The organism is Meiothermus sp. Pnk-1 (assembly GCF_003226535.1).
Taxonomy (GTDB): domain Bacteria; phylum Deinococcota; class Deinococci; order Deinococcales; family Thermaceae; genus Allomeiothermus.
In genome coordinates this window covers 122465-149289 of record NZ_QKOB01000005.1, presented here as the reverse complement: position 1 = coordinate 149289, position 26825 = coordinate 122465, and the positions used below count along the sequence as shown (strand labels likewise).

General features: G+C 63.6%; 23 protein-coding genes. 8 read left to right on the top strand and 15 right to left on the bottom strand.

Features of this window, described 5'->3' with window-relative positions; genetic code table 11:
• The first annotated feature begins 46 nt into the window (after positions 1-46).
• Genes nuoL through DNA98_RS09115 form a run of 3 tightly spaced genes read left to right on the top strand, consistent with a single transcriptional unit; the run spans position 47 to position 4988 of the window.
• Positions 47-1873, top strand: a complete 1827-nt coding sequence (nuoL, locus tag DNA98_RS09125) for an NADH-quinone oxidoreductase subunit L (protein WP_110529387.1) — start codon at positions 47-49, stop codon at positions 1871-1873.
• Positions 1874-1875: 2 nt separating this feature from the next.
• A complete protein-coding gene (locus tag DNA98_RS09120) occupies positions 1876-3294 on the top strand; it encodes a NuoM family protein (protein ID WP_165363957.1) in 1419 nt (472 codons plus the stop codon).
• A complete protein-coding gene (locus DNA98_RS09115) occupies positions 3291-4988 on the top strand; it encodes an NADH-quinone oxidoreductase subunit N (protein ID WP_110529380.1) in 1698 nt (565 codons plus the stop codon). Before DNA98_RS09120 ends, DNA98_RS09115 begins: the two co-directional genes overlap by 4 nt.
• 81 nt (positions 4989-5069) lie before the next feature.
• On the opposite strand, the gene DNA98_RS09110 is transcribed toward DNA98_RS09115, so the two are convergent.
• The 7 genes from DNA98_RS09110 to DNA98_RS09080 all read right to left on the bottom strand — a co-directional run bounded on the left by DNA98_RS09110 (position 5070) and on the right by DNA98_RS09080 (position 10465).
• On the bottom strand, positions 5070-6152 hold the full coding sequence (locus DNA98_RS09110) for a bifunctional 3-deoxy-7-phosphoheptulonate synthase/chorismate mutase (protein WP_110529377.1): 1083 nt from the start codon (positions 6150-6152) through the stop codon (positions 5070-5072).
• Positions 6153-6311: 159 nt separating this feature from the next.
• The gene (tatC, locus tag DNA98_RS09105) at positions 6312-7064 is read right to left on the bottom strand and encodes a twin-arginine translocase subunit TatC (RefSeq protein WP_110529373.1); all 753 of its coding nucleotides are present in this window, start codon (positions 7062-7064) and stop codon (positions 6312-6314) included.
• A gap of 3 nt (positions 7065-7067) precedes the next feature.
• Positions 7068-7295 carry a twin-arginine translocase TatA/TatE family subunit gene (locus tag DNA98_RS09100; RefSeq protein ID WP_110529370.1) on the bottom strand — a complete coding sequence of 76 codons (228 nt, stop codon included), beginning with the start codon at positions 7293-7295 and terminating at the stop codon, positions 7068-7070.
• Positions 7296-7386: 91 nt separating this feature from the next.
• Positions 7387-8748: a bifunctional UDP-N-acetylglucosamine diphosphorylase/glucosamine-1-phosphate N-acetyltransferase GlmU gene (glmU, locus tag DNA98_RS09095; RefSeq protein WP_110529366.1), complete on the bottom strand. Its 1362-nt coding sequence runs from the start codon at positions 8746-8748 to the stop codon at positions 7387-7389.
• 46 nt (positions 8749-8794) lie between these two features.
• The gene (gene lgt / locus DNA98_RS09090) at positions 8795-9694 is read right to left on the bottom strand and encodes a prolipoprotein diacylglyceryl transferase (protein ID WP_110529363.1); all 900 of its coding nucleotides are present in this window, start codon (positions 9692-9694) and stop codon (positions 8795-8797) included.
• A gap of 1 nt (position 9695) precedes the next feature.
• Entirely contained in the window at positions 9696-9974 is a 279-nt protein-coding gene (locus DNA98_RS09085; RefSeq protein WP_110529360.1) for a glutaredoxin family protein, read from the bottom strand.
• Between the two features lie 11 nt (positions 9975-9985).
• Positions 9986-10465: a DUF456 domain-containing protein gene (locus tag DNA98_RS09080; protein ID WP_110529356.1), complete on the bottom strand. Its 480-nt coding sequence runs from the start codon at positions 10463-10465 to the stop codon at positions 9986-9988.
• Positions 10466-10561: 96 nt separating this feature from the next.
• Between DNA98_RS09080 and DNA98_RS09075 the strand changes: the two genes are divergently transcribed.
• Positions 10562-10969 (top strand): hypothetical protein, encoded by a 408-nt coding sequence (locus tag DNA98_RS09075; RefSeq protein ID WP_129865638.1) that lies wholly within the window; start codon positions 10562-10564, stop codon positions 10967-10969.
• 349 nt (positions 10970-11318) lie between these two features.
• On the opposite strand, the gene DNA98_RS09070 is transcribed toward DNA98_RS09075, so the two are convergent.
• Complete coding sequence (locus DNA98_RS09070) at positions 11319-11510, bottom strand: hypothetical protein (protein WP_110529350.1); 192 nt, start codon at positions 11508-11510, stop codon at positions 11319-11321.
• 277 nt (positions 11511-11787) lie between these two features.
• Here DNA98_RS09070 and DNA98_RS09065 point away from each other — a divergent pair, with 277 nt between their 5' ends.
• Positions 11788-13149 carry an acetyl-CoA hydrolase/transferase family protein gene (locus DNA98_RS09065; protein ID WP_233493163.1) on the top strand — a complete coding sequence of 454 codons (1362 nt, stop codon included), beginning with the start codon at positions 11788-11790 and terminating at the stop codon, positions 13147-13149.
• Here the strand turns inward: DNA98_RS09065 and DNA98_RS09060 are convergent.
• The 6 genes from DNA98_RS09060 to DNA98_RS09035 all read right to left on the bottom strand — a co-directional run bounded on the left by DNA98_RS09060 (position 13125) and on the right by DNA98_RS09035 (position 19611).
• Positions 13125-14384 (bottom strand): cyclopropane-fatty-acyl-phospholipid synthase family protein, encoded by a 1260-nt coding sequence (locus DNA98_RS09060; RefSeq protein WP_110529347.1) that lies wholly within the window; start codon positions 14382-14384, stop codon positions 13125-13127. The two genes, DNA98_RS09065 and DNA98_RS09060, sit on opposite strands and share 25 nt — an antisense overlap.
• A 44-nt stretch (positions 14385-14428) precedes the next feature.
• On the bottom strand, positions 14429-15427 hold the full coding sequence (locus tag DNA98_RS09055) for a Gfo/Idh/MocA family protein (protein ID WP_110529345.1): 999 nt from the start codon (positions 15425-15427) through the stop codon (positions 14429-14431).
• 6 nt (positions 15428-15433) lie between these two features.
• Positions 15434-16411: a Gfo/Idh/MocA family protein gene (locus DNA98_RS09050; protein ID WP_110529342.1), complete on the bottom strand. Its 978-nt coding sequence runs from the start codon at positions 16409-16411 to the stop codon at positions 15434-15436.
• Positions 16412-16445: 34 nt separating this feature from the next.
• On the bottom strand, positions 16446-17276 hold the full coding sequence (locus DNA98_RS09045; RefSeq protein WP_110529339.1) for a carbohydrate ABC transporter permease: 831 nt from the start codon (positions 17274-17276) through the stop codon (positions 16446-16448).
• Positions 17277-17366: 90 nt separating this feature from the next.
• Positions 17367-18209 (bottom strand): carbohydrate ABC transporter permease, encoded by an 843-nt coding sequence (locus tag DNA98_RS09040; protein ID WP_233493162.1) that lies wholly within the window; start codon positions 18207-18209, stop codon positions 17367-17369.
• 133 nt (positions 18210-18342) lie between these two features.
• Positions 18343-19611: an ABC transporter substrate-binding protein gene (locus DNA98_RS09035; RefSeq protein ID WP_110529332.1), complete on the bottom strand. Its 1269-nt coding sequence runs from the start codon at positions 19609-19611 to the stop codon at positions 18343-18345.
• Between the two features lie 397 nt (positions 19612-20008).
• Between DNA98_RS09035 and topA the strand changes: the two genes are divergently transcribed.
• Positions 20009-22492 carry a type I DNA topoisomerase gene (topA, locus tag DNA98_RS09030; RefSeq protein ID WP_110529528.1) on the top strand — a complete coding sequence of 828 codons (2484 nt, stop codon included), beginning with the start codon at positions 20009-20011 and terminating at the stop codon, positions 22490-22492.
• Positions 22489-22749: a hypothetical protein gene (locus tag DNA98_RS09025; RefSeq protein WP_110529330.1), complete on the top strand. Its 261-nt coding sequence runs from the start codon at positions 22489-22491 to the stop codon at positions 22747-22749. The genes topA and DNA98_RS09025 overlap by 4 nt, the downstream gene beginning before the upstream one ends.
• Before the next feature lie 372 nt (positions 22750-23121).
• On the opposite strand, the gene DNA98_RS18515 is transcribed toward DNA98_RS09025, so the two are convergent.
• Positions 23122-23268, bottom strand: coding sequence for a transposase (locus DNA98_RS18515; protein ID WP_370444442.1), 147 nt, complete (start codon positions 23266-23268; stop codon positions 23122-23124).
• A 149-nt stretch (positions 23269-23417) separates the two neighbouring features.
• Between DNA98_RS18515 and DNA98_RS09015 the strand changes: the two genes are divergently transcribed.
• The gene (locus DNA98_RS09015) at positions 23418-26825 is read left to right on the top strand and encodes an AAA family ATPase (RefSeq protein WP_110529324.1); all 3408 of its coding nucleotides are present in this window, start codon (positions 23418-23420) and stop codon (positions 26823-26825) included.

The window sequence follows — 26825 nt, the reverse complement described above, 5'->3', positions numbered from 1 at the left end:
GTGCCCGCTCGCTGCCTCTGCGCCTAGACCAGGGAGGTATCGGCCCATGCTGGTGTTGACGATTCTCTTTCCCCTCCTGGGATTCGTGCTGCTGGGTCTGCTCGGCAAACGGATGCGGGAGCCCCTGCCGGGAGTGATCGCCTCGGGGCTGGTGCTCGCCAGCTTGGTGCTGGGCGTGATCCTGCTGGCCCAGGGTGGGGCCAAGTTTGCCATCAGCGACTGGCTACCTGGCATCTCCTTCAGCCTCAACCTGGACCACCTCTCCGGGCTCATGCTCCTGATCGTGACCGGCGTGGGCTTCTTGATCCACGTCTACGCCATCGGTTACATGCACGCAGATGCCGGTTTCAGCCGTTTCTTCGCCTACCTCAACCTCTTCATCGCCATGATGCTCACCCTGGTCCTAGCCGACAACTACGTGGTGATGTTCATCGGTTGGGAAGGCGTGGGGCTGGCCTCGTATCTCCTGATCGGCTTCTGGTACCAGGACCGGGTGAACGCCGACTCGGCCCGCAAAGCTTTTATCGTCAACCGCATCGGCGACCTGGGGTTCTTGCTGGGTATGGGGCTGTTGTGGGCGATGTTCGGGACTTTGGGCATCTCCGAGATCAACGCCAAGCTCGAGGAGAACCTCTTCATCCCCGCCGGGCTGTCCCTGGCGGCCTTGTTGCTCTTCGTGGGAGCCGTCGGCAAGAGCGCCCAGGTTCCCCTGATGGTCTGGCTACCCGACGCCATGGCCGGCCCCACCCCGGTCTCAGCGCTGATCCACGCCGCCACCATGGTCACGGCAGGGGTGTACCTCTTGGCCCGCAGCAGCTTCCTCTACATCAACGCGCCGGAGGTCTCGCTGTGGATCGCCATCCTGGGGCTTCTCACCGCGATTTATGGGGCGCTGTCGGCCTTTGGGCAACAGGACATCAAGCGCATCGTGGCCTATTCGACCCTCTCCCAGCTCGGCTTTATGTTCGTGGCCGCGGGCATGGGAGCCTATTGGGTCGCCCTTTTTCACGTGCTCACCCATGCCTTCTTCAAGGCCTTGTTGTTCATGGCCTCGGGTTCGGTGATCCACGCCCTAGGCGGCGAGCAGGACATCCGCAAAATGGGCGGGATGTGGCGCTACCTGCCCCAAACCCGTTGGCACGGGCTGATCGGGGCCCTGGCGCTGGGGGGCATGCCGCTGTTGTCGGGTTTCTGGTCGAAGGATGCGATCCTCTACTCCACCCTCTTCTACAGCGTAAACTCGAGCCTCGTGTTCTACCTCCTGCTGCTGGCTACCGCCTTCCTCACCGCCATGTACTCGATGCGCTGGTTTGTGACGGTGTTTTTGGGTCAATACCGGGGGGATGCACACCCGCATGAGTCCCCGGGCGTGATGCTCTTCCCCAACCACATCCTGGCTTTGGGAGCAGTGTTCATCGGCTACATCGGCCTGCCGGAACCCTTCCCTAACCTCCTCGAGCGCTTTCTCGAGCCCAACCTGGCCCACCTCGAGTACGAAAAGCCATCCCTGGCGCTCGAGTGGACGTTGGTGCTGATCTCGGCCTTGGTGGCCCTGGCCGGTCTCTACCTGGGCTACCGCTTCTTCCAGCAAAAACTCCTGCCCGGCTGGTATACGCGTTTTGCGCAGGCCTCCGAGCATAGCTTCTACGTGGACCAGATGTACAACACCTTCATCGTAAATCCGCTCAAGGGCCTGGGCAGCCTGCTCTTTGACGGCGACAGAGGCCTTTTGGGCGGCTTCGGCTGGCTGGGAACCCTCACCGCCGGAATCGGGAACCTGCTGGCTAGGCTCGAGACCGGCTACATCCGCTTCTACGCAGCGGGGCTGGTGGTCGGAGCGGTACTGCTCCTCCTATGGGGGGTAAGCCGATGAACCTGGCCGACATCGTCCTCTTCCTTCCCCTGCTGGCAGGGATCGCCCTGGTGCTATGGCCGGGGCTGGGGCGGGCCTTTGCCCTGGTGGCCTCGGGCGGGGTCTTCGTGCTGGCGTTGGGGATGTTCGTCTTCCATCCCAAGGAAGGGATCGCCTACCTCACCCAGGCCCCCTTGTTGGCCCCTGCCGGGATCTACTACGCAGTGGGCCTCGACAACGCGGCCATGTTCCTCTGGCTGGCGGTGACCCTTACGGTCTTTCTGGGCGTCTGGGTGGCTAAAGCCCCGCTGCGGATGGTGGGCTACGCGCTGATGATGGAAACCGGGTTGTTGGGCATCTTCGCCGCCCTGGACCTGGTGCTTTTCTACGTATTTTTCGAGTTCACCCTAATTCCCGCCCTCCTCATGCTGGGGCTGTACGGCGGGCGTGAGCGGATGCGGGCCGTCTACACCTTCGCCCTGTTCACCCTGGTGGGGTCGTTGCCGATGCTGGCTGCTATCCTGGCGGCCCGCTTCCTGGGAGGGGCGGAGAGCTTTTTGATCGGCGACTTACAAAACCACCCGCTCAAAGGTTCCATCGCCAATTGGGTCTTCCTGGGCTTCCTTTTTGCCCTGGCGGTGAAGACCCCCCTCTTCCCGCTCCACGCCTGGCTGCCCAGCTTCCACCAGGAAAGCCACCCCAGCGGCCTGGCCGACGCCATGGGCACCTTATACAAGGTAGGTGTCTTCGCTTTCTTCCGCTGGGCCATGCCCCTAGCCCCAGAGGGCTTCCAAAACCTGCAACCGCTGCTGCTGGCGGTGGCTGCCTTCACCGCCATCTACGCGGCCTGGGCAGCCTGGGGGGCCAAGGACTGGAAAAACCTGCTGGCCTACGGGGGGATCTCGCACATGGGGCTGGCGGCCATCGGGCTTTTCAGCGGAACCAGCGAGGGCGCAGTGGGGGCTTTGTTCCTGCTGGGCGCCTCGTTCGTCTACACGGGCGGGATGTTTCTCTTTACGGGCCTGCTCTACGAGCGCACCGGCACCCTGGAGATTGGCCCGGTGCGGGGGCTGGCCAAAAGTGCCCCTGCTTTGGCTGCGCTGGGCATGATCCTGGTGATGAGCATGATCGGCCTGCCGGGGCTGGCCGGGTTCCCCGGAGAGTTCATGGCCCTCTTGGGCGCCTACAAGGCTAGCCCTTGGCTGACCTTCGTGGCCTTCCTCTCGGTGATCGCAGCGGCAGCTTATGCCCTTACCGCCTACCAGAAAGTCTTCCACGAAAACGAGAGCCGCGCCGTCCCCGACATGACCCTACAGGAATGGAGCTTCGCGGTGGTGATCGTAGCCGCTATCGCCCTGCTGGGCCTGTACCCTAAGCTCTTTACCCAGCTCTTGCAACCCTTGGCCAAGGCGTTTGCCGCGCTCTTCGGAGGTGCGGCATGATCCCCCTCTTGATCCTCTCGAGCGCCGCCGCTGTCCTCACCTTGCTGGCCTTATGGATCCCGCTGCGGGTCACCAAATGGCTCACCGCGGGGAGCGTCCTCGTTGCGGTGGGAGCCATCCTGGTGGGGTGGAACCAGACGGCGGAGTACTTCGGCCTCTTCCGCTGGGACTCCCTGGCTCAGGGGCTCACCTTGGTGGCCTTGCTGGGGGTGTTGTGGGCGGTGGTGATCGGTAGGGAAACGAGCGAGCGGGCAGAGTACTACCTGCTGGCTCTCTACGCCGCGGTCGGGATGCTCCTGATGGCCTCCACGCCGAACCTGGTGGTGATCCTCATCGCGCTCGAGGCCCTCTCGCTGCCCCTGTACGTGCTGGCCACCTGGCGACGCGACGAGCAAAGCTACGAAGCGGGCCTCAAATACTTCCTGCTGGGGGCCATCTCGGCGGCCATCTTCCTTTACGGCATCGCGCTGCACTTCGGCGCCACCGGTAGCTTCAACGCCGGAACGAGCGGCAGCGGCGCGCTCTACACGGCGGCGATGGTGCTGCTGTTGATCGGCCTAGCCTTCAAGGCCTCGATGGTGCCCTTCCACTGGTGGACCCCTGACGTCTACCAGGGCAGCCCTACCGGGGTCAGCCTGCTCATGGCCACCGCGGTCAAAGCCGCCGCTTTCGCCGCCTTGGTACGCCTCACCTCCGAGGGCCTGCCCGCCTGGGGCGCGGCGCTGGCTGCGGTCATCGTCCTGACCTTGATCTTCGGGAACCTGGGGGCCCTGGCCCAGAGCGAGGCCAAGCGCCTGCTGGCCTACTCCTCCATCGCCCACGCCGGATACGTAGGGATCGGCCTCTACAGCGCGACCGCGGCCCCAGCCATTGGCTTTTACCTGCTGACCTATCTGCTGGGGACCGGCCTGGCGTTCGCTGTGCTCTCGGCGATCTCCAACGGCAACGTCCCCTACGAGCGCCTGCGGGGCCTCTTCGGGCGCAACCGGTTTTTAGGGATAGGCTTGGGCTTCGCCATGCTCTCGCTGACGGGGTTACCCCCCTTCCCCGGCTTCTGGGGTAAGCTGCTGGTCTTCCTCGAGGGCGCCAAGGCCCACCAGTACCCCCTCTTGGTGCTGGCCCTGGTCACCTCGGCCATCGCCGCTTACTACTACTTGCGCCTGTTCAGCCTGGCGCTGCTCTCGCGGCAGCCCGAAGACGGGCGGGAAGAAGACCGGGCTGGGGTACTCCCGCCCTGGCCCACCGCCACCCCCGCTTTCGGCAGCGCTCGCTGGGCCATGACCCTGGCCATGGTCCTGATCGGGCTTCTAGGCATCCTGCCCTTCCTGGGGTATCGGGCCTTCGCCGCGGGGCAGCCCGACCTCGCCGTACGGGTTCCTCTCAACACCAACCTGAGCATCACCTCGCCCTCCGACGGGGCCGAGGTCCCGGCGGGCGGGTTCAGCCTGCAAGGTACCGGCCAACCCGGCGAAACCCTGGAGATCTACGACGGCGCCACCAAGCTCGGCAGCGTAACGGTGGAGCAGAACGGCGGATGGTCGTTCGCCCTCGAGCCTGCCCCCAGCCCCGGGCTCCACACCTACCAGGTGCGGCGGGCCGGGCAAGCCGGGGGCCCTTCGGTTAGGGTGAAGGTCACCGCACCCTCCAGCGCTGTCCCCGGCCACGACGCCAGCGCCGGGGTGCTGCCCGCTTGAGCTAGGACAAAGCCGCCCGACTAAAGGGTGCGATAAACCCCGGCTTTGCCGGGGTTTTCGTGTGGGCCGCAAGCGCCGCCTCTACTCTTTGGCGACCAAGGTCACGGGCATCAGATCGGCGATTGAAGCCAAAAACTTCTCGAACTGGGCGAAGTCCATCTGCTGATCGTTGTCGGAGAGGGCCACCTTGGGGTTGGGATGCACCTCGACGTGGACGCCATCGGCCCCAGCCGCCAAGGCTGCCCGCGCCAGCGGGGCCAGCAAGTCGGTGCGGCCGGCTGCGTGGGTCACGTCTACGATCACCGGGAGGTGGGTCTCTTGCTTGGCGAGGACCACCGCCGAGAGGTCCAGGGTGTTGCGGGTGGCCTTCTCGTAGGTTCGGATACCCCGCTCGCAGAGGATCACCTGGCCGTTGCCGTGCGAGAGGATGTACTCGGCCGCATAGAACCACTCCTCTACGGTCTGGGCAAAGCCGCGCTTGAGCAGTACGGGCTTGCTGGCCTTGCCCGCCTCCTTGAGCAAGGCAAAGTTGTGGGCGTTGCGGGTGCCGATCTGGAGAATGTCCACGTACTGCGCCAAAAGCTCTACATCGCGGGTATCCATCACCTCGCTAACGAAGACCATGCCGTAAGCATCGGCAGCCTTGCGACCGAGGCGCAACCCGGGCTCGCCCATACCTTGAAAACCGTAGGGCGAGGTGCGCGGTTTGAAGGCCCCACCCCGCAACACCTTGACCCCGCGCTCGGCCAGGAAGCGGGCGGTAGACATCATCTGCTCCTCGGACTCGATGGAGCAAGGCCCCGCCACCAGAAGCTTCCCCTCCCCAAACACTACCTCCCCTACCCTGACCTTGGTGTCGTCGGGCTTGACCTTCCTGGAGTAGAGAAACTTCTGCTTGTCCTTGGCCTCCTCGAGGTTCATCGAGGCTTTGAAGATCTCCTTGAACAGCCCCCTGATGGTGCTGGCCGGGTAAGGACCGGGGTTTTCCGCGGTGAGGTAGGCCAGCATCTCCTCCTCCCGCTTGGGGTCGTAGTGGGGTAGACCTAGCTCGGTCTGGATACGGCCGATCTCGGTGACCAGCTTCCCCCGCTCCGAAAGGAGGCGCAGCAGCTCACGGTTGATCTTGTCTACTTCCCGCCGAAGGTCCTGGATGCGTTGGTCCATAGATTGGAGGATTGTAGCCCACCCGCCTCGCCTTGCGCAACTGGTATACCAAAGCACCGGCCTCGTTCTTGCCCATCAAGGCCCCGAACGACCGCGGATGGGGCTGACAGCCCCGGGTTAGGCCGGCGGCCGATACCGGCCGCCCGTGTTGCCAGACCCCTAGGCTGCGGTCTTTTCGATATCTTTGGGCCTCGAGCGCTCGGCCCACTTCACCAGGAAGATCGAAATCCAGTACAGCAACAACAGCGGCAGGGCCACCAAGGACAGGTTCACCACGTCCACCGTAGGCGTAATCACCGCCGCTAAGGTGATGAGCAGCACGATGGCGATCCGCCAGTTGCTGATCAAGAAACGGCTGGTCAGGAAGCCCAGCCGAGCGAGCAGGTAGCTCACCACCGGCATCTCGAACAGAAGGCCCATCAGCCCCATAAAGGCTAACACCTGACCCATATACATGCCGATGGAGATCTGCGGCGTCACCACGTCGCCCAAAAACCCCAACAGGAACGGCACCGCAAAGGGCAGGAGCACAAAATAAGAAAATACCGCCCCCGCGGCAAAACTAAAACCCGCCCCCAGCAGGAAAGGGGCCGCCAAGCGCCGCTCGTGATCATACAGGCCAGGTGCGATGAAAGCCCAGATCTGATAGACGATGAAAGGAAGAGCAAACACCAAACCGCCGAAGGCCGCTACCTTGAAGGCGGTGAGAAAAGGTTCGGTAATGTTGAGGACGATCAGCTCAGCTTTGATGTTGCTGGCGGCGTTGAAGGCATCCAGCGGCCTCTTGAGCCAATCCAAAAGCTGCACCCGGAAGGTGAAGGCCACCCCGGTCATCACCCCCCAGGCCACCAACGACCAGATGATCCTCGAGCGCAGCTCCTCGAGGTGCTCCATCAAGGGCGCTTCGCGCATAAACTAGGACTTGTTCTCCGGAGTAGCCTCCTCCGGCTTGGCCGCGACCGGCCGCGGTTTCTCGTCCAGGTTCACCGTGCTCTCAAACTCCTCGCGGATACTCTGGGCCCCTCGCTTGAACTCGCGAATGGACTGCCCCAGGCTGCGGCCCAGCTCGGGCAGCTTGCGCGGCCCGAAGAGCAGCAGCGCCACCAGCAAGATGATCAGGATCTCAGGCATTCCCAGGTTCATGGCATTCTCCTAAGCCTAAGTGTACTCCCATCGCTGAATTACAAATGAATACTTTCCCGGCCGAAGACCGGTCGGTGGCCGCTCCTAGCTCTCAGCCCCGCTTGCGCTTCATGTAGCCCTCGATGTTGCGCTGGCGTTCGCGGGCGATGGCCAGGGCGTCTTCGGGCACATCCTGATTGAGCGTGCTCCCCCCGGCGACATAGGCCCGGTCCCCAATCTTGATGGGCGCGATCAAGGTGCTGTTGGAGCCAACGAATACCCCCCGACCCAGGATGGTGCGGTGTTTTTGCCTTCCGTCGTAGTTGGCGGTGATGGTCCCGGCCCCGATGTTGGAGTCCTCGCCGATATCAGCATCACCCAAGTACGCCACGTGCCCGGCCTTGGCCCCCCGGCGCATGCGGGTGGCCTTCAGCTCCACGAAGTTGCCCACGTGGACTCCCTCCTCGAGCACCACCCCTGGCCTAAAGCGGGCGAAAGGCCCCGCGTCGGCCCCGCTTTTGATGAGCGAGTTTTCGGCCACCACGTTGGGGCGGAGGATGACCCCGGGCTCGAGCTCCATGTTGGTGAGCACCGAGTAAGCCCCGATCTCGCAGCCCTCCCCGATCTTGGTCGCCCCGCGCAGGATCACCCCCGGCCAGAGGGTCACATCAGGGGCCAGTTCGACGCTGGGCTCGAGGTAGATGGTCTCCGGCTGGATCATCCGCACCCCCCGGTCCATCCACTGCTGCCGCAACCGTGCGAGCAGGATGGCCTCCACCTGGGCCAGCTGGGAGCGGGTGTTGATCCCTAACAGCTCGCCGGGGTCCTTGGACTCCAACCCCTTGACGTGCTTGCCCATGGCCCGGTAGATCCGGATCAGGTCCGGCAGGTAGTACTCCCCGGCGGCGTTACGGTTGTCTATTTGCTCGAGCGCCGCCCACACGTCGTTGCGGAAGGCATAGACCCCGGCGTTCACCTCTTTGATCGCCCGCTGGGCCAGGTTGGCGTCTTTTTCCTCCACGTTGGCGATGATCTCACCGTCGCCGTCGCGGATGATGCGGCCCATTCCGGTGGGATCGGCCATCTTCACGGTGAGGAGCACCAGGTCGGAGGTCTCGAGGGCCTTGACCAGATTGATTATGGTCTCGGGGCGGGCTAAGGGGGTATCCCCCTGCCGCAGCACGATGGGGCCGGGGTAGTCCTCGAGCAAGGGGCGGGCCTGCAGCAGGGCATGGGCAGTGCCCAGCTGGCGCTCCTGAACGACGTATTCCAGCGGGTAGCCCTTGAGGGCCTGGCGCACTTCCTCTGCCCCATGCCCCAGCACCACCACCACCCGCTCAGCCCCGCTCTCGAGGGCGGTTTCTACCGCGTAAGCCACCATCGGTTTGCCCAGCAGCGGATGGAGCATCTTAGGCAGCTTCGACCGCATGCGGGTACCCAGACCCGCAGCCAGAATCACGACCGCATGACCCATAACCATATCCAAACGCTCAGTCTACCTCGAGGCGAGGCTATAACCGCTACCCCTTGCGCCTTGGTTTGGCCGGCGGAGCGGGCGGGGCCACCACCGAAGCGGGCTGGCGCTCACCCCTGGGCAGGCGACGCAGCATAAAGACCGCCAGGAGGATAAGCGGGATCGAGATGAGCTGGGTGGCGGTGAATAGGCCGATACCGATCTGATCGTTTTCGTAGACTCTCCACCACAAGGGGTTGAGCCGGAAGGTCTCTTCAAACACCGAGCGCAGCGCGCTATACCACAACACGAACTGCCAGAACACATAACCGAAAGGGCGGTTCTGGCGGATCCAGTACAACCCCAGAAACAACAGCACCAAACCGATTAGAAACCCGTAGAGCTGGGTGAGGTGTACCGGCCCCCGCACGACCTCCCCCAAACAACCGCCAAAGGCCAGGTCGTTGGTGGATTTGCAGATTCCGGGAAAGCCGGTAGCGCTCTGGGGCCAGGTAAAGCCGATGGGGAGGTTGGTCAGGCGGCCTACAGTATCAGAGCCATTCATGAAATTTCCCAACCGCCCCGCCATGATGCCGATCGCCACCCCTGGCATAGAGGCGTCCAGATAGGCCAGGATGGGGTAACCGTAGCGACGGTAGTAGTAGTAGAAGGCCAGCACCCCGCCGATGATGGCCCCGTGAAAGGAGAGCCCGCCATGCCAGATATATAAAGCCTCTACCGGGTTGCGCACGAACTCGCCGGGGCTGGTGAGGACATAGCCCACCCGGGCCCCCACCACCCCCCACACCACCGCCCAGAAAGCGGCCTGCTCAAATTGGTTGGGGTCGAAGTTCCAGCGCCTAAGGATGCGCTTGGCGATCTCAAAGCTGGCAAAGATCGCCACGGTCAGAAAGAAGCCGTACCAGGCTATGCGGAACGGCCCGATTTCGATCATGGTGGGATCCATATCAACACTCCTCTATTCGCTTCAACGCCCTCATCAGTTTATCGTGGGTGATCGCTCCTTCTAAAACCACTTTGCCCCTATGGAGCAACACCGGAACCCGAAAAGTATAGCCGCGCAAGCCTGGATCAGCGTCTACATCCCGCCAATGGTAGGGCAATGAGGCCGCCTTGAGGGCTTGTTCGGCCTCCTCGCAGAGATGACAGCCCCGGCGGGAGACCAGCACGTAACCCATGCAGCCCTCTGCCCGGCTATCGCTATGGGTCTCGGGTTTGTCCGGCATCCCAACCCCCACTAAAAGATGGCCCGCAACACCAGGATGCCCATGGCCACATGGATCAGGAACTTCCCCAGCATCCCGGCAAACATCCCCACCACCGTACCCCAGGCCGCCTGAAGCGCGGCTTCCATGGGGCGCCCGGCTACCACCTCACCCACCCAAGCCCCCACGAAGGGCATCACGAAAAGCCCCAGCGGGGGAAGGATGAAGATCCCCAGCAGCCCTCCGAAAAAAGCCCCCCAAACCCCGGCTCGAGAGGCCCCGTAGCGCCGCGCCCCCAAGAGCCCGGCCAGGTTGTCTACCAGAAACACCAGCCCCGTCAGCAGCCCTAACCCGATCCACACCCCCCGAGGGAGTTCAGAGAATCCTACCAGCAGCTCGTGCAGGAGGGCTGCCCCCAGGATGATAAGGGTCGCGGGCAGAATCGGGATAAAAGTTCCAAGTAGCCCCACCAACCACAAGGCCACGAAGATCCAATCGGCCACGGGGTTCACGCCGCCCAATCTAGCATCACCGGATGAGAAGCAGCCCATCCCCGTCTTATGCATAACCTCAAAAATAGACCCCGCCCGGCCCTTTACACTGAGCGGGTGCGCTGGTTGTGGTTATTGATCCTGCTCGCGGCCTGTGCTCCCCAGCCAACGACCTCTCGGGCGGGAGGGGTGGTGGTGGCAACCGGTCTTCTGGTGGTGCGCAACAGCGCAGGGGTTCCCCTGCTCTCGAGCTACCTGCCCCTGGCGGCTTACCCCGGCAGTACCTTGCTCGCGCAGCGCTACGCCGGACGCCAGAGCGAAAGCCGCTTCCAGAGTGCCGCCTCGTTTGAGGAGTTGCGGCAGTACCTGCGGGATCAGCTCCGGGTGGGGGGGTGGCAGATCCTGGACGGACGCTACCAGCTCACCCCGCCCTTGGAGGAGCTGCGCATCCAGCGGGGCAACGACACCTTACGTCTAGTGCTGCGCCAGGTGAGCAATCTGGTGTTCGCGCTCGAGGTGAAATAAGAAAAGCCCGCGGGCCTTACAGAGAAGGGGGTGTGGGAGCTACAATGCCCTCCATTTTAGTGGGGGGATACATGGACCTCCACACGATGGCGATTGGCGGGTTGAAAGCCAGGCCCAAGGAAACCCTGGCGACGCCAATGGGTGTCGCCCTGGTCATCCTCAGAAAAGGGCTTGGCCTGAGCCCTGATCAGGCCCTAGGGCCGGACCGGCCCGAAGTCACGCCCCTGGAGATGAGGGCCGCTGTTCGGACGGTGGGAAGCCATCCCTACGTGCGCATAAGCCTCGTCGGCGAAGGGGGGTCAGCCCGAAGGGCTAGGTTCGATCCCCCCACTTTAGTGGGGGGAGGAGGTCACTTCAAGCCCTGGGGATCCTCTGGTTTGACCTTTGCCCCGACCCGCTGAACCTCGACCAGGTAAGCACACAGCGAGGCCATATCCTTGAAATAGCGGGTCGCACCCCCGTGGGCGGGCCGCACCGAGGCCCGCAATTTATCCTTCACCTGCCACAACCGCACGATGAGCACCACCGGCTTCGGGCGCATACTCTGGAATACCCCTATTAGTTTCTTCTCAAGCGACAAGTCGCCCTTACCCGCCACCGTACCAAGGCCAGCGTTAATCCCGCGTTACGCACCCCAGGCTCCCCGCTCCGTCCAAGCACGCCACCGAGCGCCTCGAGCCGGTGTGGCCTGCGGGTAGCCTTTCCACAGCCACAGGCAAAGGCTTTTTGTGCGCGTTCCACAAAACGCCAAACCCTTTGTCCTGTGCCGCCCTTTTCGCCGGGACATTTGCCGCCCCTGATGCGGGTCTAATAAGGGCATGAAGGCCACCCGTACCGGAAAAGCCCTCCGGCGAAGCGAGGTCGGCAAGCTCTACCACGCCAAACTGGTGGGCCTCGAGACCGCCGCCGAGTTCGTCCAAAGCCACTCCAGGGTCTTCATCTCCGGGAACGCCGCTACCCCCATCCCCCTTTTGGAAGCCTTGGCGGCCCGCAAGGACGAGCTACAAAACGTCGAGCTAATCCACGTGCTTCAGCTCGGGCCGGACCCCTTTTTGGCCCCCGAGATGGAAGGCCACTTCCGCCGCCGCTCGCTCTTCGTCGGCCCTGCGGACCGAGAGGCGGTGAATGGGGGTCGGGCGGACTACGTGCCGATCTCCTTGCACCAAGTCCCCTGGTTGTTCAAGCGCGGGGTGCTGCCGCTGGACTTCGCACTGGTGCAGGTCTCACCGCCCGACGAGTTCGGCTTCGTAAGCCTGGGGGTGGAGGTCATCGCGGCCAAGGCGGCGGTCGAGAGCGCCAGGAAAGTCATCGCCTTGGTCAACCCGCAGATGCCCCGCACGCTGGGCGATACCTTCGTCCACGTCTCGAAGTTCGCGGCCTTCGTGGAGGTAGATACGCCCCTGCCCACCCTGCCGCGCGCCCCCTGCGGCGAGGTCGAGGCCAGGATCGGCAAGTACGTGGCCGACCTGATTGACGACGGCTGCACCCTACAGATGGGCATCGGGGCCATCCCCGACGCGGTGCTGGCCAACCTTGAGGGCCGCCAGGACCTGGGTATCCACACCGAGATGATCTCCGACGGGGTGATGGAAGCGCTCGAGCGCGGCTTGGTGACAGGGATCAAAAAGACCCTGCTGCCCGGCAAGGTGGTTGGCACCTTCGTGCTGGGCTCCGAGCGGCTATACCGCTTCGTGCACAACAATCCGCTTTTCGAGATGCGCCCCGCCGACTGGGTCAACGATCCTTTCAACATCGCCCGCAACGACCGGATGATCGCCATCAACTCGGCCTTGGAAGTAGATCTCACCGGGCAGGTCTGTGCGGATTCCATCGGGACCAAGATTTACTCCGGCTTCGGCGGGCAGCTCGATTTCATCCGGGGGGCGGCGGCCAGCGACGGCGGAAAGCCGATCATCGCCCTCCCCTCCACGGGCAAAAACGGGACGCTCTCGCGCATCGTCCCGCTACTCAAGCCCGGAGCCGGGGTAGTAACGACCCGTGCCGATGTGCACTATGTGGTCACCGAGTACGGGGTGGCGGAACTCTTCGGGAAGTCCCTAAGGGAACGGGCCCAGGCGCTCATCGAGATCGCCCACCCCAACTTCCGGGAAGAGCTCTCCAAAGCTGCTTTCGAGCGCGGGCTGCTCCCCAAGAGCTACCCGGGGTTTACGGCGGTGTAGGGGCGGTACAAATCAGCCCTCGAGGGCGGCAACTCCACCCGGCTTCCTTGCCCCGGCTTGGCCAGCAAGCTCTGGTGGATCGAGAGGTGCCCGTAGGCGAATTGGTGGGCCGAGCCGGCCAGGTAGAGCCGCCATAGCCGGGCGCGCTCGAGACCCACCTCCTCCACCGCCTCCTGGAAGCGAGCCTCGAGGTTCTTGCGCCACAGGCGCAGGGTACGGGCGTAGTGTTCACGCAGATCCTCCACGTCGCGCACCTCGAAGCCTACCGCTTCCGCGGCCTGGAGGTTTTGCCACAGGGGCAAGATCTCCCCGTCAGGGAAGATATAGCGGCGCATGAACTCACCCGAAGCCACCCAGGCGGGCACCGAGGGCGGAACCGGCCCCCGGGTGATGACGTGGTGCATGAAGAGCCCGCCCGGCTCAAGGCATTCCCAGACCACCTGGAAGTAGCGCCCCAGGTTCTCGTGCCCGACGTGCTCGGCCATGCCTACGCTGGCGGCCTTGTCAAAACTGCCGCCGACGTCGCGGTAGTCGAGGGCCTCGATGCGCACCCGCCCCTCGAGCCCCGCCGCTTTGACCCGGGCCCGCGCCTCCTCGAGCTGCGCAGTGGAGAGGGTGATCCCCAAAGCCTCTACCCCGTAGCGCTGGGCCGCATAGATGACCAGCCCACCCCACCCGCAGCCCACGTCCAGCAAGCGCTCGCCCGGCCTGAGGCGGAGCTTCCTACAGATGTGCTCGAGCTTGGCCTCTTGAGCTTGATCCAGGGTTTCCTGGCCGGTAGGGAAGTAAGCGCAAGAGTAGACCATCCGCTTGTCCAACCAAAGCTCGTAGAAGCGGTTGGAGAGGTCGTAGTGGTGCTGGATGGCCGCTCGGTCGCGAGACTTGGAATGGGGCCGTCCGCGCAACATGGCGGCGAGCCGGGGCAGGCCTTGGGCCTTGCCCCACCCAGCCAGCACCCGCAAAGAGGAGGGCTCGAGCCCTTCTAGCGCAGCCAACACCGCTTCTAGGTCCCCTTCGACCTCGAGCTCTCCTCGCGCGTACGCCTCGCCCAAGGCCAAATCCAGCGGCGGGGCCAGCCGCTCGAGGAGGCGCGGGTGGAGCACTACGGTAGCCTGGGCCGCTTGGGTAGCAGGCAGCAGGTGTTCTCCCATACGTACCGCAAAGCTCCGCTCGCGCGGGAGAAGCCTTTCCAACAGCCGCAACGCCGGTAGGTCTTCCCGAGTTTTGCCCGCCATACCTCAGGATAGTATGCCCGTGGAGTGAAAAGGGCGAAGGCCCCTCACCCTGAGAGCCGCACCGGTTCTTTGGCCTGGGCCGATTCGTAGGCCGCCAGCGCTACCCGCAAAGCCTGGTAGCCATCGTTCCAGGTCACGGCAGGTGGGCGCCGCTCACGAATGCTGGCGACAAACTCCTCTAACATTCCCCGGTTGGGGTCAGGGCCGAAGCCCACCCAGCTCACCTTACGGGGGGCGTTGCGCGCGTACAGCGTCACGTACTGGGCAAAAGCATCCAGCACCAGCGCGCCGCGCTCTCCCACCACCTCCATCTTCAGGTGGCCCCAGCGGGGGTACCAGGTGGGGCGGCTCCAGGAGCAGTCAATGCTGGCCTGGACCCCATTGGAAAGCGAAAGGAGCAAGAGCCCTGCGGTATCCACCTCCACCGCTCCCGGGTAAAAGAGATTGTCCACCTCGGCGTAGACCTCGGTCGCTTCGGCGCCGAAGTACCAGCGCAGCAGGTCAGCCAGGTGCACCACATGGTCCATCACCGCGCCACCCCCGGCCAGCCCTCCATCCGCAAACCAGGCCCGGTGGGCCTTAGGGATCTCCGAGTGGTTGATCCCGTTGACCCCGTACACCCAGCCCAGCTGTCCCTGCCGGATTGCGCTCCGAAGGGCCTGCGCTGAAGGGGCGAAGCGCATAGGAAAAGCGGTCATGAAGTGTACCCCGTTCCGCTCACAGGCGGCTTGCATGGCCCGGGCGTCCTCGAGACGGGTTGCGATGGGCTTCTCGCACAGCACGTGGCAGCGGGCCTCGGCGGCCATCTCTACCAGCTCGCGGTGGCGGGCGTTCTCCGAACAGACCACCACCCCGTCTAGCCCCTCGGCCAGCAGTTCTTGGTGGCTTGGATACCAGCGCAGGCCGTACTCCGCCGCGAAGTGCCGACCCTCCTCGGCCTCCTCGTGGGAAAACCCCACCAGCTCGACCCCCGGGATGGCCCGGAGGAGGGCCTGGTATCCCTCGGCGTGTAGATGGGCAAAGGAAAGCATCCCGATGCGCATAGGGCCTCACAAATTGACGGGCTTGCCGGTGCGGATGGACTCCTTGGCGGCCAGGGCGATGCGCAGGGCCTCGAGGGCGTCCTGAGGGGTCACCTCAAATGGTTCGCCGCTCGCGATGGCGCGGTAGGCATGTTGGAGCTCGAGGGCATAGGGATCCTCGGCCAAGCCCGCCACCGGCAGGCCCACCGCGGCACCTCCCCCTTGGCGGGTGAGGGTGAAGCTCCGCAGCGGGGCGTGTTCGTCGGAACTCCACTCGATGAGGCCGTCGGTGCCGGAGAGGTCAAGGGCGGTGCGGAACACACCCGGTGGGTACACCCAACCTCCCTCTACCAGGGCCATCGGGCCGCTTTTGTGCCGCAAAATCACCTGGGCGTACTGGCCGAGGCCGTCGGTGGCCTGGTTGGCTCGAGCGAACACCCGCTCCACCTCGCCCCCCAGCCAGCGGGCGTAATCGAAGTCGTGGATCATCAAGTCCACCACCATCCCCCCCGACCGGGCTTCGTCGGCGTACCAGTTATCCGCCGGCTTGTGCGGCGGGTAGGAGACCCGCTTGAGCCGCAACACCCCCAGCTGGCCAATCTGCCCCTTGGCTACCAGTTCGCGGGAGAGCCGGTACTGAGGGAAAAACCGCACCACCATCGCCACGAAGAACCGCACCCCGGCCTCCTCGCAGGCGGCGATCATCTCCTGGCCGTCTTTGAACGTCAGGGCGATGGGTTTCTCGCAGATCACGTGTTTTCTAGCTGCGGCGGCCTCGAGCACCATGGCCTTGTGCAGGTATGTCGGTACGCAGATGTCGACGATGTCCACGTCCTCGAGCAACGCGGAATAATCCCGGTAGACCTTCATCCCGTACTCTTCGGCCAAGCGCCGCGCTTGCTCCGGGTTCGCCGAAAAACACCCTGCCAACTCGGCCTCGGTGCTTCGCCACCCCGCCGCGTGAACCTCGCCCATCACCCCGCTTCCCACGATTCCTACGCGCATCGAACCTCCCTTCTTGGCATCTTGCCCTCAAGCCTCACCTCACCGCCCCCGCGGTGATGCCCCGAATGAGCTGCTGGGAAAAGATCAGGTATAAGACCACCGCCGGGACAATCGCTAAGGTCAGCGCAGCCAGCACCGCGTTGTAATCGTTGACAAACTGCCCCAAAAACACGCTGGCCCCCAATACGATAGTTTTGGTCGACTCGCCGGGGGCCAGAATGAGAGGGAACCAAAGATCGTTCCAGATGGGAATCATCGAGATCGCCAGCACCGAGCCGATAGCGGGGCGCACCAGGGGTAGGGTGAGCCAGTAGATGCGGTACTCGCTGGCGCCGTCTATGCGGGCGGCGTCTTTTAGGTCCTTGGGCAGTTGCCGCATGAAAGACGTCAGCACGAACACCGCGAGCGGGATGCCCTGGGCGGTGTAGACCAGGATCAAGATCCACAAAGTATTGACCAAATCGAGCTTAACTGCAAGCTGGAGAATCCCGATGGTGCCCAGCCGGATCGGCACCATAATGCCGATAGAGAGATAGAGAGCGATGACGGTGTTGAGCCGAAAGGCGTACTCGGCGAGGGCAAAAGCGGCCATCGAACTTACCAGGATGATCAGTAGCAGCGAGCCCGCCGTGACCAAAAAGCTGTTGAGGAAGTACGCCGGAAAGTTGGCGGTGGCCGCGAGGGTGCGGAAGCCCTCGAGGGTAAAGGTCTGGGCGTTCGGCAAGGCGTAGGGCGCGCTGAAAATTGCGAGCTTGTCCTTGAAGGCGTTGAGAACCACCAGCAACACCGGGAACAAAGCCAGGATCGAGTAAGCGATCAGGGCGATATGAAGGCCGATGACCCGCAGCCAATGAGCACGCGCCACGCCAGGCCTCCATCCCGATGGGCCTATAATTCCTCGGTGCGGGGTCTGTGGGGTCTTTGGGCTCATCAGGGGTACACTCCCCATGACGTGCTAGAACTGGACATTCTGCAGGCGCCGCTGCCAAGCGAACAGGTACACCAGCACCCCGCTCAAGATGATCAGCAGCATCACCCCGGCCACCGTGGCCCCCATATAGGGGTCGCCGGGCTGGAGCTGGTAGCCAAAGAACGTGCGGAAGAAGAAGGTCCCCAGGATGTCGCTGGCGAAGTTAGGCCCGGCCAGAGCCCCCTGGGTGGCGTAGATCAAGTCGAAGGCGTTGAAGTTACCCACAAACGTCAGCACCGCAACGATGCCCACCGTAGGCAGGATGAGGGGGAACTGGACCCTCCAGAAGATCGTCCAAGCCCCTGCCCCGTCCACCCGGGCGGCCTCTATCAGCTCGTCGGGAATACGGATCAGGGCGGCCAGGAAGAGCATCATGGGGATGCCGACGTTCTGCCACACCGAGATCAGCGACAAGGTAGGCAGGGCAGTGGACTCGAGCCCCAACCATGGCTGGTTGAGGTTTCCCAACCCCACCGCATCCAGAATCCCCTGCGAGATACCCCAGGCCGGGTTCAGGATCAGCTTCCAGGCGAAACCGATGATCACCACCGAGAGGATGGTGGGGGTGAAGATAATCGTGCGGTAGAGCCAAGCCCCCCGGATACGGCTCACCAACAAGGCCGCCAGCAGCAGGCCCACCGGGTTTTGCACCAACATGTGAATGGCAAAAAACTTGACGTTGTTCCAAAAGGCATTCCAAAAAGGCTTTGACCACTCCGGGGCAGTAAAGAGGGTGTGGTAGTTGTGCAGCCCCACGAAAGTCTCCGTACCGGCGGCAGACTTGTTCTGCAAGGACAGCACCAGCGAACCCAGCAGCGGGTAGGTCATGAAGAGCGTATATATGATAGCCGCCGGGGCCAAAAAGACCACTAGATGCCAGGGGAACGGCCTGCGCTTCATCGCTATGAAAACACCGCTCTTGTCCGGTGGGGAGGGGTGGCCCTCCCCACTCCTCGCCTGCTTACTTGCCTCTCTGCGGTCCGTACCACGAGGCTAACCGCGACTGCACAAAGTCGGCGGCCTGCTTGGGGGTCATGGTGCCGTTCAAGACCTGGGCCGAAGCGTTCCACAGGTCGTTCTCGTTGTTGGGGTTGGCGTTGCGGGAGAGGATCTGGTAGGCGGTGCGGAAGGAGGTCTGGCATTGCTTGCGCCAGCTTAAGAACTCCTGGGCCACCGGGTCAGAGACGGTGTAGCTCACGTTGGCCAGCGGGAAGAACCCAGGCAGGGCGTTGGCGTACAGCTGGGCGAACTCGTCGCTGGCGACCCAGGAGAGGAAGGTGCGAGCAGCCTCTTTATTCTTGCTGGCGGCGTTGAGGCCGATGGCGATGTCCGGATGATCGTTGATGACGCACTGGGTGGCCCCGAGATTGGGGAAGGTGTAAGGCTTGAAAGCGCCGAGCTCGAGCTTGGGGTTCATCTGCCGAAAAACGCCGATGTCCCATGAGCCAGCAGGGTAAATCGCCCCACGCCCCTGGGCGAAGAGGTTCTGTGCGTCAGGGTAGGCCAGGGCCTGGTAGCCGCGAGGCAGGAAGGGCCGCCACTTGGCGAGGGCCTCGAACGCCTGCAAGAAGCCTCCCTTGTTGTACTGCTGGGTCCCGGCGATGAGGCCCTTGCGCCCCACCTCCCCTTTCCAGAGGGTGGGGCCGATGTTCTGGTAGCCCATAGTGGCCGACTCCCACTGGTCCTTGGTGCCCATCACCAAGGGCGAGTACTTGCCGCTGGCCTGGATTTTTTGCAAAGTCGCTAGGAACTCGGCCTCGGTTTTGGGCGCAGTAAGCCCGAGTTCACGAAAGATGGCCTTGTTATAGAGGAAGCCGTGGATCACCGAGGCCATGGGCACGCAGAAGGTGGTCTTACCGTCGTCGGTGCTCCAGGCAGCCTTGGCTACCTCGGAGAAGTTGTTCATGCCAGGCAGGTCGTTGAGGCCCTCGAGGTACTTGGCGTTGAAGAGCTCGAGGCTCTTGTCGAAGGGGCGGCAGGTGATGAGGTCTCCAGCGGTTCCGGCTTTGAGCTTGGTGTCCAGCACCGCGTTGTACTCGGTGGGGGCCGAGGGCGCGAACACCACCTCGATGTTGGGATGCTTCTTCATGAAAGCCGGGAGGATGGTCTCCTGCCAGATCTTGAGGTCGTCGTTGCGCCAGCTTTCGATGGTGAGCTTGACCTTGTTCTGGGCCAGCGCCGGGGATAGCGCCGCCAAACCCGCTAGCAACACTCCAAAGTACTTTTTCATTCGGCCTCCTTACCCTCCGGGACAGCAGATGGTGTATGGTCTTCAGGTCGTCCTTTTCCGGGAGATTTCCCGCCCGTTACGCATTTGGTTCGCTATTGGTATACACTTCCTCAGGAACCGCGTCAAGGCGGGTTTTGTGATTTCGTGTGCATGTTGGTTCTACCGAGCCCCGTGGATTTAGTGGTCCCCCGCGCTTTGCATTTGGCGTCTCGCCCACGACGTATGGCGTACGACATACCTCACATTGCCGGCGCGTTTAGAACCTCTAGCCCCAGCCTAGCTACTAGCGCACTTGACAGATTGCGCATCTTATCCCCTATATAGTGAGCCGAGCATCTCACCCCGCCCTCTTCCTTCTTCCCGGGTGAGCCCAGCCCCTCTCGGGCACTGGAGCAACATGGCAAACAAAGGAACTTTAGTCATCGTCGAATCCCCGGCCAAAGCCAAGAGCATCGCCAAGATGCTCGGGGCCGGTTACGAGGTCAAAGCCAGCAAAGGCCATGTGGCCGACCTCCCTGAGCGCGATTTGGGGGTGGATGTCGAGCGGGATTTCGCTCCCGAATACGAGGTCAAGAAGGACAAAAAACCGGTGGTGGACGAACTCAAACGGGCCGCCAAGGGCAAGGATGTGCTGATCGCCACCGACCCCGACCGTGAGGGTGAGGCCATCGGCTGGCATGTGGCGCGGCTGCTGGAGTTGGACCCCTCGAGGCCCATGCGCGTCGAGTTCCATGAGATTACTCCCCGCGTGGTGCGCGAGGCCATCCGCAACCCCCGCCCCATCGACCAAAGCCTGGTAGACGCCCAGCAGGCCCGGCGCGTCCTCGACCGGCTGGTGGGGTATAACCTCTCTCCCTTGTTGGCCCAGGAGTTTCGCCGCCGGGCGCTCTCCGCCGGGCGGGTGCAGTCGGTGGCGCTCCGGCTGCTGGTCGAGCGCGAGGCCGAGATCGAAGCCTTTGTGCCCCAAGAGTACTGGACGGTCGCAGGGCTGTTCGAGAGCGGTCCGGAGCGCTTTAAAGCCATGCTCTACAGCGTGGAGGGCGAACGGGTGCAGACCGCCGAGAGGTTCCTGCTTACCAGCGAAGCCCGAACCCGCGAGGTAGTGGAGCGCATCCGGCAGGTTCCCCAGTGGCGCATCGGCAAGATCGACCGGCGCGAGCGGCGGCGCTCCCCCGCGGCTCCCTTCACCACCTCGACCCTGCAACAAGCCGCCAGCGGACGCCTGGGCTGGACCGCAGGGCGCACCATGCGCGTCGCCCAAAAGCTTTACGAGGGCATTGACCTGCCCGAGGGCACGGTGGGCCTCATCACCTATATGCGCACCGACTCGGTACGGGTCTCGCAGGAAGCCCTGGCGGAAGTGCGCGAGGTGATCGCCCAGCGGTTTGGGCACCCCTACTTACCCGATAAGCCCAACTTCTACAGCGGCAAGAAAACTGCGAGCACCCAGGACGCCCACGAAGCCATCCGCCCGACCTCACCCAGCCGCACCCCCGACTCCATACGAAAACACCTCACCGAGGAGGAATACCGGCTCTACGACCTGATCTGGCGGCGCTTTGTAGCTAGCCAGATGACCCCGGCGCTGTTCGACCAGACCACGGTGACGGTCGAGGGAGGCCGTTTCGTGTTTCGTGCCACGGGCTCGATCCTCAAGTTCGACGGCTACTTGAAGGTCTGGGGCCGCGAATCCGAGGAGGAAGCCGACAGCTCGTTGCCCAATCTCAGCGAGGGAAGTTACACCCGGCTTTTGGAGCTCGAGCCCGAACAGCACTTCACCGAGCCCCCCTCGCGCTACACCGACGCCTCGCTGGTGAAGACCCTGGAGGAGCTGGGCATCGGACGCCCCTCCACCTACGCCCCTACCATAGATACCCTGGAGAAGCGGCTGTACCTCGAGCGCAACGGAAAAACCCTCAAACCTACCCCGCTTGGCAAGGACGTGGTGCGGTGGTTGGTGGAGCACTTCCCCCGGGTGGTGGCCTACGACTTTACCGCCACCATGGAAGATCACCTCGACCGGATCGAAGAGGGCAAGGTACCCTGGCCTAAGGTGGTGCGCGAGTTTTACGAGCCCTTCATGGAGGAGGTGAGTCGCCTGCCGCGCCGGACGTGTCCGGTCTGCGGCCGGCCGATGGAGGTCAAGGTGAGCCGTTTTGGGCAGTTCTTGGGCTGCACTGGCTATCCCGAGTGCCGCCACACCGAGCGGCTCGAGGCTAAGCGGGCCGCCGAGCCCATCGGCGAGGCGTGCCCCAAATGCCACCAGGGTGAGTTGGTGCGCCGCCACGGGCGCTACGGCAGCTTCATCAGCTGCAGCCGTTACCCCGAGTGCGACTACTCCCGCGACGAAGCCCCATCCACGGGCATAGAATGCCCCAAGTGCCACGCCGGGGAGATCGTGCAGAAGATCTCCAGGCGCGGCAAGCCCTACTACCGCTGCAACAATTGCGATTTCCTCTCCTTTGACCGGGTGCTCGAGTCCAAGTGCCCCATCTGCGGCTGGAACGAGATCCAAAAAGGACGCGATAAGACCGCCTGTTCCAACCCCGATTGCGAACGCTACGGCGGGCCCGACCTCAAGGCGCTGCACGAGCGGCGGGAGAACGGAAAGGCCCCGAACGCCAAGCGCAAAGCGGCCAGCGCCCAGGGTAAGAAAAAGCCCGCGACCTGGAAGGACCTCGAGCCCCTGGTGGCGCGGCTAAACCTACCGGCCCAGGAAGCCGAGGTAGTGCGGCGCACCCAGGGGCAGCAAAAAGCGGTTCCCGAAGCCGCCAAGGCCCTGAACCTACCCGAAGATGAAGCCCTCACCCTCTTCCGCAAGGGCATGTTCAAGCTGCGCATGGCCTACGGGCGCAGCAAGAAAGAAGCCGTTACCGCGTGAAACTCCACCTGATCCGTCTTTGCAAAGCCCAAGGCGAAGCCCGCTTCCCCGGCGTGGAGAGGTTTCGCGCCTACTACCTGCAAAAACCCGAAGACGTGCACGAGCCCCAGATGTACCTGGTGCTGGAGGGCGAAGTGGTGGTAGACCTCCCCGAGGGCAGCTACCTGCACCTGCGCCGGGGCGAGGCGGCCTACTTGCCCGCCGAACATAAGATCACCCCCATCGACCCTAGCGTGATCGCGGTGTGGAAGCCCTGATCCTGGGGGTCGTAGGTCAAACGTTGTACCAATTAGTCCAAGAACAAGGCTCACCAGTTGAGCAGGGCGCGGATGCAGATGTGGCGTAGCTTCGCCGAGCGGAGCGAGGCAGCAAAACCCGGTAGTGGTCCATCCAGGCGTGCAGGCGCTCAACCTGGTGGCGCCGGTGGGTTTGGGGCCGCGGTGACGGCGATGTGTGTACCGGCGTTCGGGAACCGAGGCCCGGGCTCGGAGCTTGCGGCGCAGGGGCATGGAGTCGAAGGCTTTGTCCAGGCTCGCGTCCAGTGGGTACTGCCTGGCTGGGCCCCAGCTTCCCCGCCGCCCACAGCCTACTCAGTATCTGCTGCCACGAGCGCCCCCGCGATCCTTCTCTCACCCAGCGGTCAGGCCAGTAGTGGCCGGGGCTCCCGGCGGCATATCCCGCCGCCTGCACCCCGTTTTCAACCGGTACATGATCCCGCTCAGCACCGCTCGATCCTGACCGCGCCTACGCCCCTTCGCAGGTCGGGGGGGTAGCACCGCCCACGGTTTATCGCTCAGGCGAGTGTCATCCACCCGCCCAACTTACAACTACTCCCCATTCTTGGACCACTTGATCCATAAAAATGCCTGGTTAACTTTGTGCCAAACAAACTCTCGGCCTTGACGTGGATTCCTACAATGTTTAAATGCCGGAACTTAAACGCCCGGAGGAGGCCCAGATATCCCGTGGGCGTCTGGAGCTGTTGGGTGTTCCGGTTTTGCAGATCCAAACGCGTCAGCTTCGCCCGGTTGAGCGCAAGACGGCGGGCATTCTAGCCTACCTAACCCTGGAAGGCTCCACCAGCCGCTCTAAGCTGGCGGGCTTGCTTTGGCCCGAGTCCCCCGAGGCCACCGCCCGCAACAACCTGGCCCAGGCTCTGCGGCGGCTCAAGCAGGCTACGGGGGCCGAGCTGGTAAGGGGAGGGGATGTGCTGGAATTGCAAGGGCTGGAGGTAGACGTGGCTGCCCTCGAGGTCGCCCACTTTGCGGGCCGCCATGCCGAGGTAGTACAAAGCCGGGGCCGCTTGCTCGAGGGCCACGACTACGACGACTGCCCCGACTTCGACGACTGGCTCTTGATCAGGCGCGAACGTTTGGACGATTTGCGTCGCAACTCGCTAACAGCGCTGGCCGATGGGTTCGAGCAGACTGGGCAGTACCGGGAGGCTCTGAGCTACGCCGAACGCCTCCTGGAATTCGATGCTCTTTCAGAAACCGCCCACCGCCGGGTGATGCGCTTGTGGTACTTGCTGGGTGACCGGAGCGCGGCCATAGCGGCTTTTGAGCGTTGCCGGGGAGTGCTTCAGCGAGAGATGGGGGTAGAGCCGCTGCCGGAGACCTTGGAGCTTTTCCGGCAGATTGAGCGAGGAGAACCCGTCGTTCCCCACCGCCCAGTGCCCTGCCCGGAGATTCCGCTCTCGGTGCTGCGCCCGCCCCGCCTTTTAGGGCGCGAGGCCGAGTGGGCCCAGATGGAGCAGGCCTGGGCCCAAGGGCAGGTCATTCTGCTATCGGGTTCACCTGGGGTGGGTAAAAGCCGGTTGTTACAGGACTTTCTGAGGAGCCACCAGGGCCGGGCTTTGCTTTGCGAGGGCCGCCCGGGTGATATGGGCGTTCCCTATGCGACCCACAGCCGAATCTGCCGCCAGATTCTGGAGCTTTTTCCGGGTCTGGCCCTGCCGGAATGGGCCCGGCTCGAGCTATCGCGTGTTCTGCCCGAACTCGGCCCGGCCCAACCCCCCATGCAAACCCAGGCCGATAAATTGCGCTTCTTTCAGGCCCAGGCCGAGCTGGTGCGGCGGGCGGTGGCCGAAGGGATGGGGCTGATTTGTCTGGACGACCTGCATTTTGCCGACCTGGCCAGCCTCGAGGTGCTGCATTTCGTTTTTAGCCCGCACTGGAGCAGCCCGGGCTCGCTGCGCATGGTCTTGGCCTTTCGTACCGGCGAACTACCGGCGGAGTTTGAAGCGCTATTGGCTCAGGATGTCCAGAGCGGCCGGGCCTTGCGGGTTGAGGTACAGCCGCTGGATCTTGCCGCGGTACAGGGGCTGCTGGAGAGCCTCGAGCTACCAGAGCTGGATGAGACTGCTCCAGACTGGGCCCAGGTGCTCTTCCGCCATACCGGCGGCAACCCCTTTTTCCTGCTCGAGACCCTGCGCAGCCTATGGGAATCGGGCGGGCTCGGCCAGCGGAAGCCAGCCCGCCTGCCGGTTTCCAGCAAGATCACCACCCTGATCCAGTCCCGCCTAGAGCGCCTCTCTCTGGGCGCTCAACGGTTGGTAAGCACGGCGGCGGTGGCCGGGCTGGACTTTTCCTTCGAGCTGGCCGCTACCGTGCTCCAGAGTACCCCCCTGGAACTGCTCAAGCCCTGGGCCGAACTCGAGGCAGCCCAACTCCTGCGCGGCTCTAGCTTCGTCCATGACCTACTCTACGAGGCGACCCTGAGCAGCGTTCCGGCCAGCGTCAAAACCTATCTGCACCAGCAAATCGCGCTGTATCTAGAAGGCCAGCAAGCCGATGCGGCCCGCATTGCGCAGCACTGGCTCGAGGGCGAGCCCCGCCGGGCCATTCCCTTTCTGGTGCAAGCTGCCCAAAAGGCCGAGGCCGCCTACCGGCTGACCGAAGCCGCCCAATTCTACGAGCAGGCCCTCGAGCATGCCAGCCAACCCCAGGCCTTCGAACTCCTGGAGGCCCTGAGCCAGGTGCTCGTGCGCTTCGACACCGGCCAGCGCCACGCGGCGCTCATCGAACGCATGCATGCCCTGGCCGAAACCCCCGCCCAGCAGGCCCGGGTCTGGCTGCGCGAGGCCATCCGACTAGCTGAACATGCCTACGGCCCCGAGGCCGAAGAAGCAGCCCGGCAGGGCTTGCAGCTAGCCGAACAGGTGGCAGAGCCCGACCTGCAGGTGCGACTGTTGGACGCCCTGGCCCAGTCGCTTTATGTGCAGCGCAAGACCCCGGCCCTGCTGGAGGCGCTACAGCAACTGCGGCAGCTTCATCTGGAGCGGGACGATGCGCTCCAGGCGGCCATCTGCACATCCCGGCTGGGCATCGCCTACGACCAGCTCGAGCGCCACCGCCAGGCCCTGGCTTACTACCGGGAAGCCGAGCCTGTTCTGGTGCAATCCGCCAACCGGCTCACCCAAATGGGCCTTCACCACAACTGCGCAGTCTCTCTGGCGGCGCTGGGCTACGCCGAGGCAGCCCTGGAAGCCCAGCTACAGGCTCAGCGACTGCTCGAGGGCATGCAGGGGGTGGTGGGTCGCGAGGTACACCACCTCAACAACCTAGCCCTGCGCTACTACGACCTGGAGCGCTACGCCGAAGCCCAGCAAACCCTGGAACGCGCTTTGCATATTGTGCCCGAAGAGTGGGGCTGGACGCGGGCTTTCAGCGAGTACCAGATGGCCCGCTTGTACTGGGTGTGGGGCGAGTGGGGGTTGGCTTCGGACTGGCTGGGTCGGGCCTTGGGCGAACCCGAACTTCCTCAGCGCGATGAGGCCACCTACCGTATTTTGCAAGCCCTTCTGGCCCACCAGCAAGGTGCACCGCTGGTGCCCATCCTCAAGCGACTCAAGGTGCTTTTTTCCGACCACCGAGGCCTGGCTTATGGCCGCTATCTGCTAGCCAAAGCCCGCATGAGCATCTCAGGGCAGGCTTTACAACTTCTTCAAGAAGCCTTGACCCTGGCCCAGAAAAACGACTGGCCGAGTCTCGAGATCGCGGCCCACACCCTCTGGGCTAAAGTTTGCTTGGAAGCGCCCGCGCCTTCCGGACATTTGAAAGAAGCCCAGCGCCACATTCGGGCGGCAGTAAAGAAGCTACAGACATACTGGCCCACGGGCTGTACAAGGCTCGAGGTGCTGTGGGTTCACTACCGGGTTCAAGCGACCGGCCACAAGGCCGATAACGCCCAGCTTCAATCAGTAGTACACCACCTGCTGCAAATTGCTCAGCAGCAAGTACCCCCTGCGCACCGCCCCAGCTTTCTGAGCCAAAACCCCCTCTGCAAGGCGATCCTCGAGGCGGCCCAGTCGGCGGGGATTACTACCTTTTAG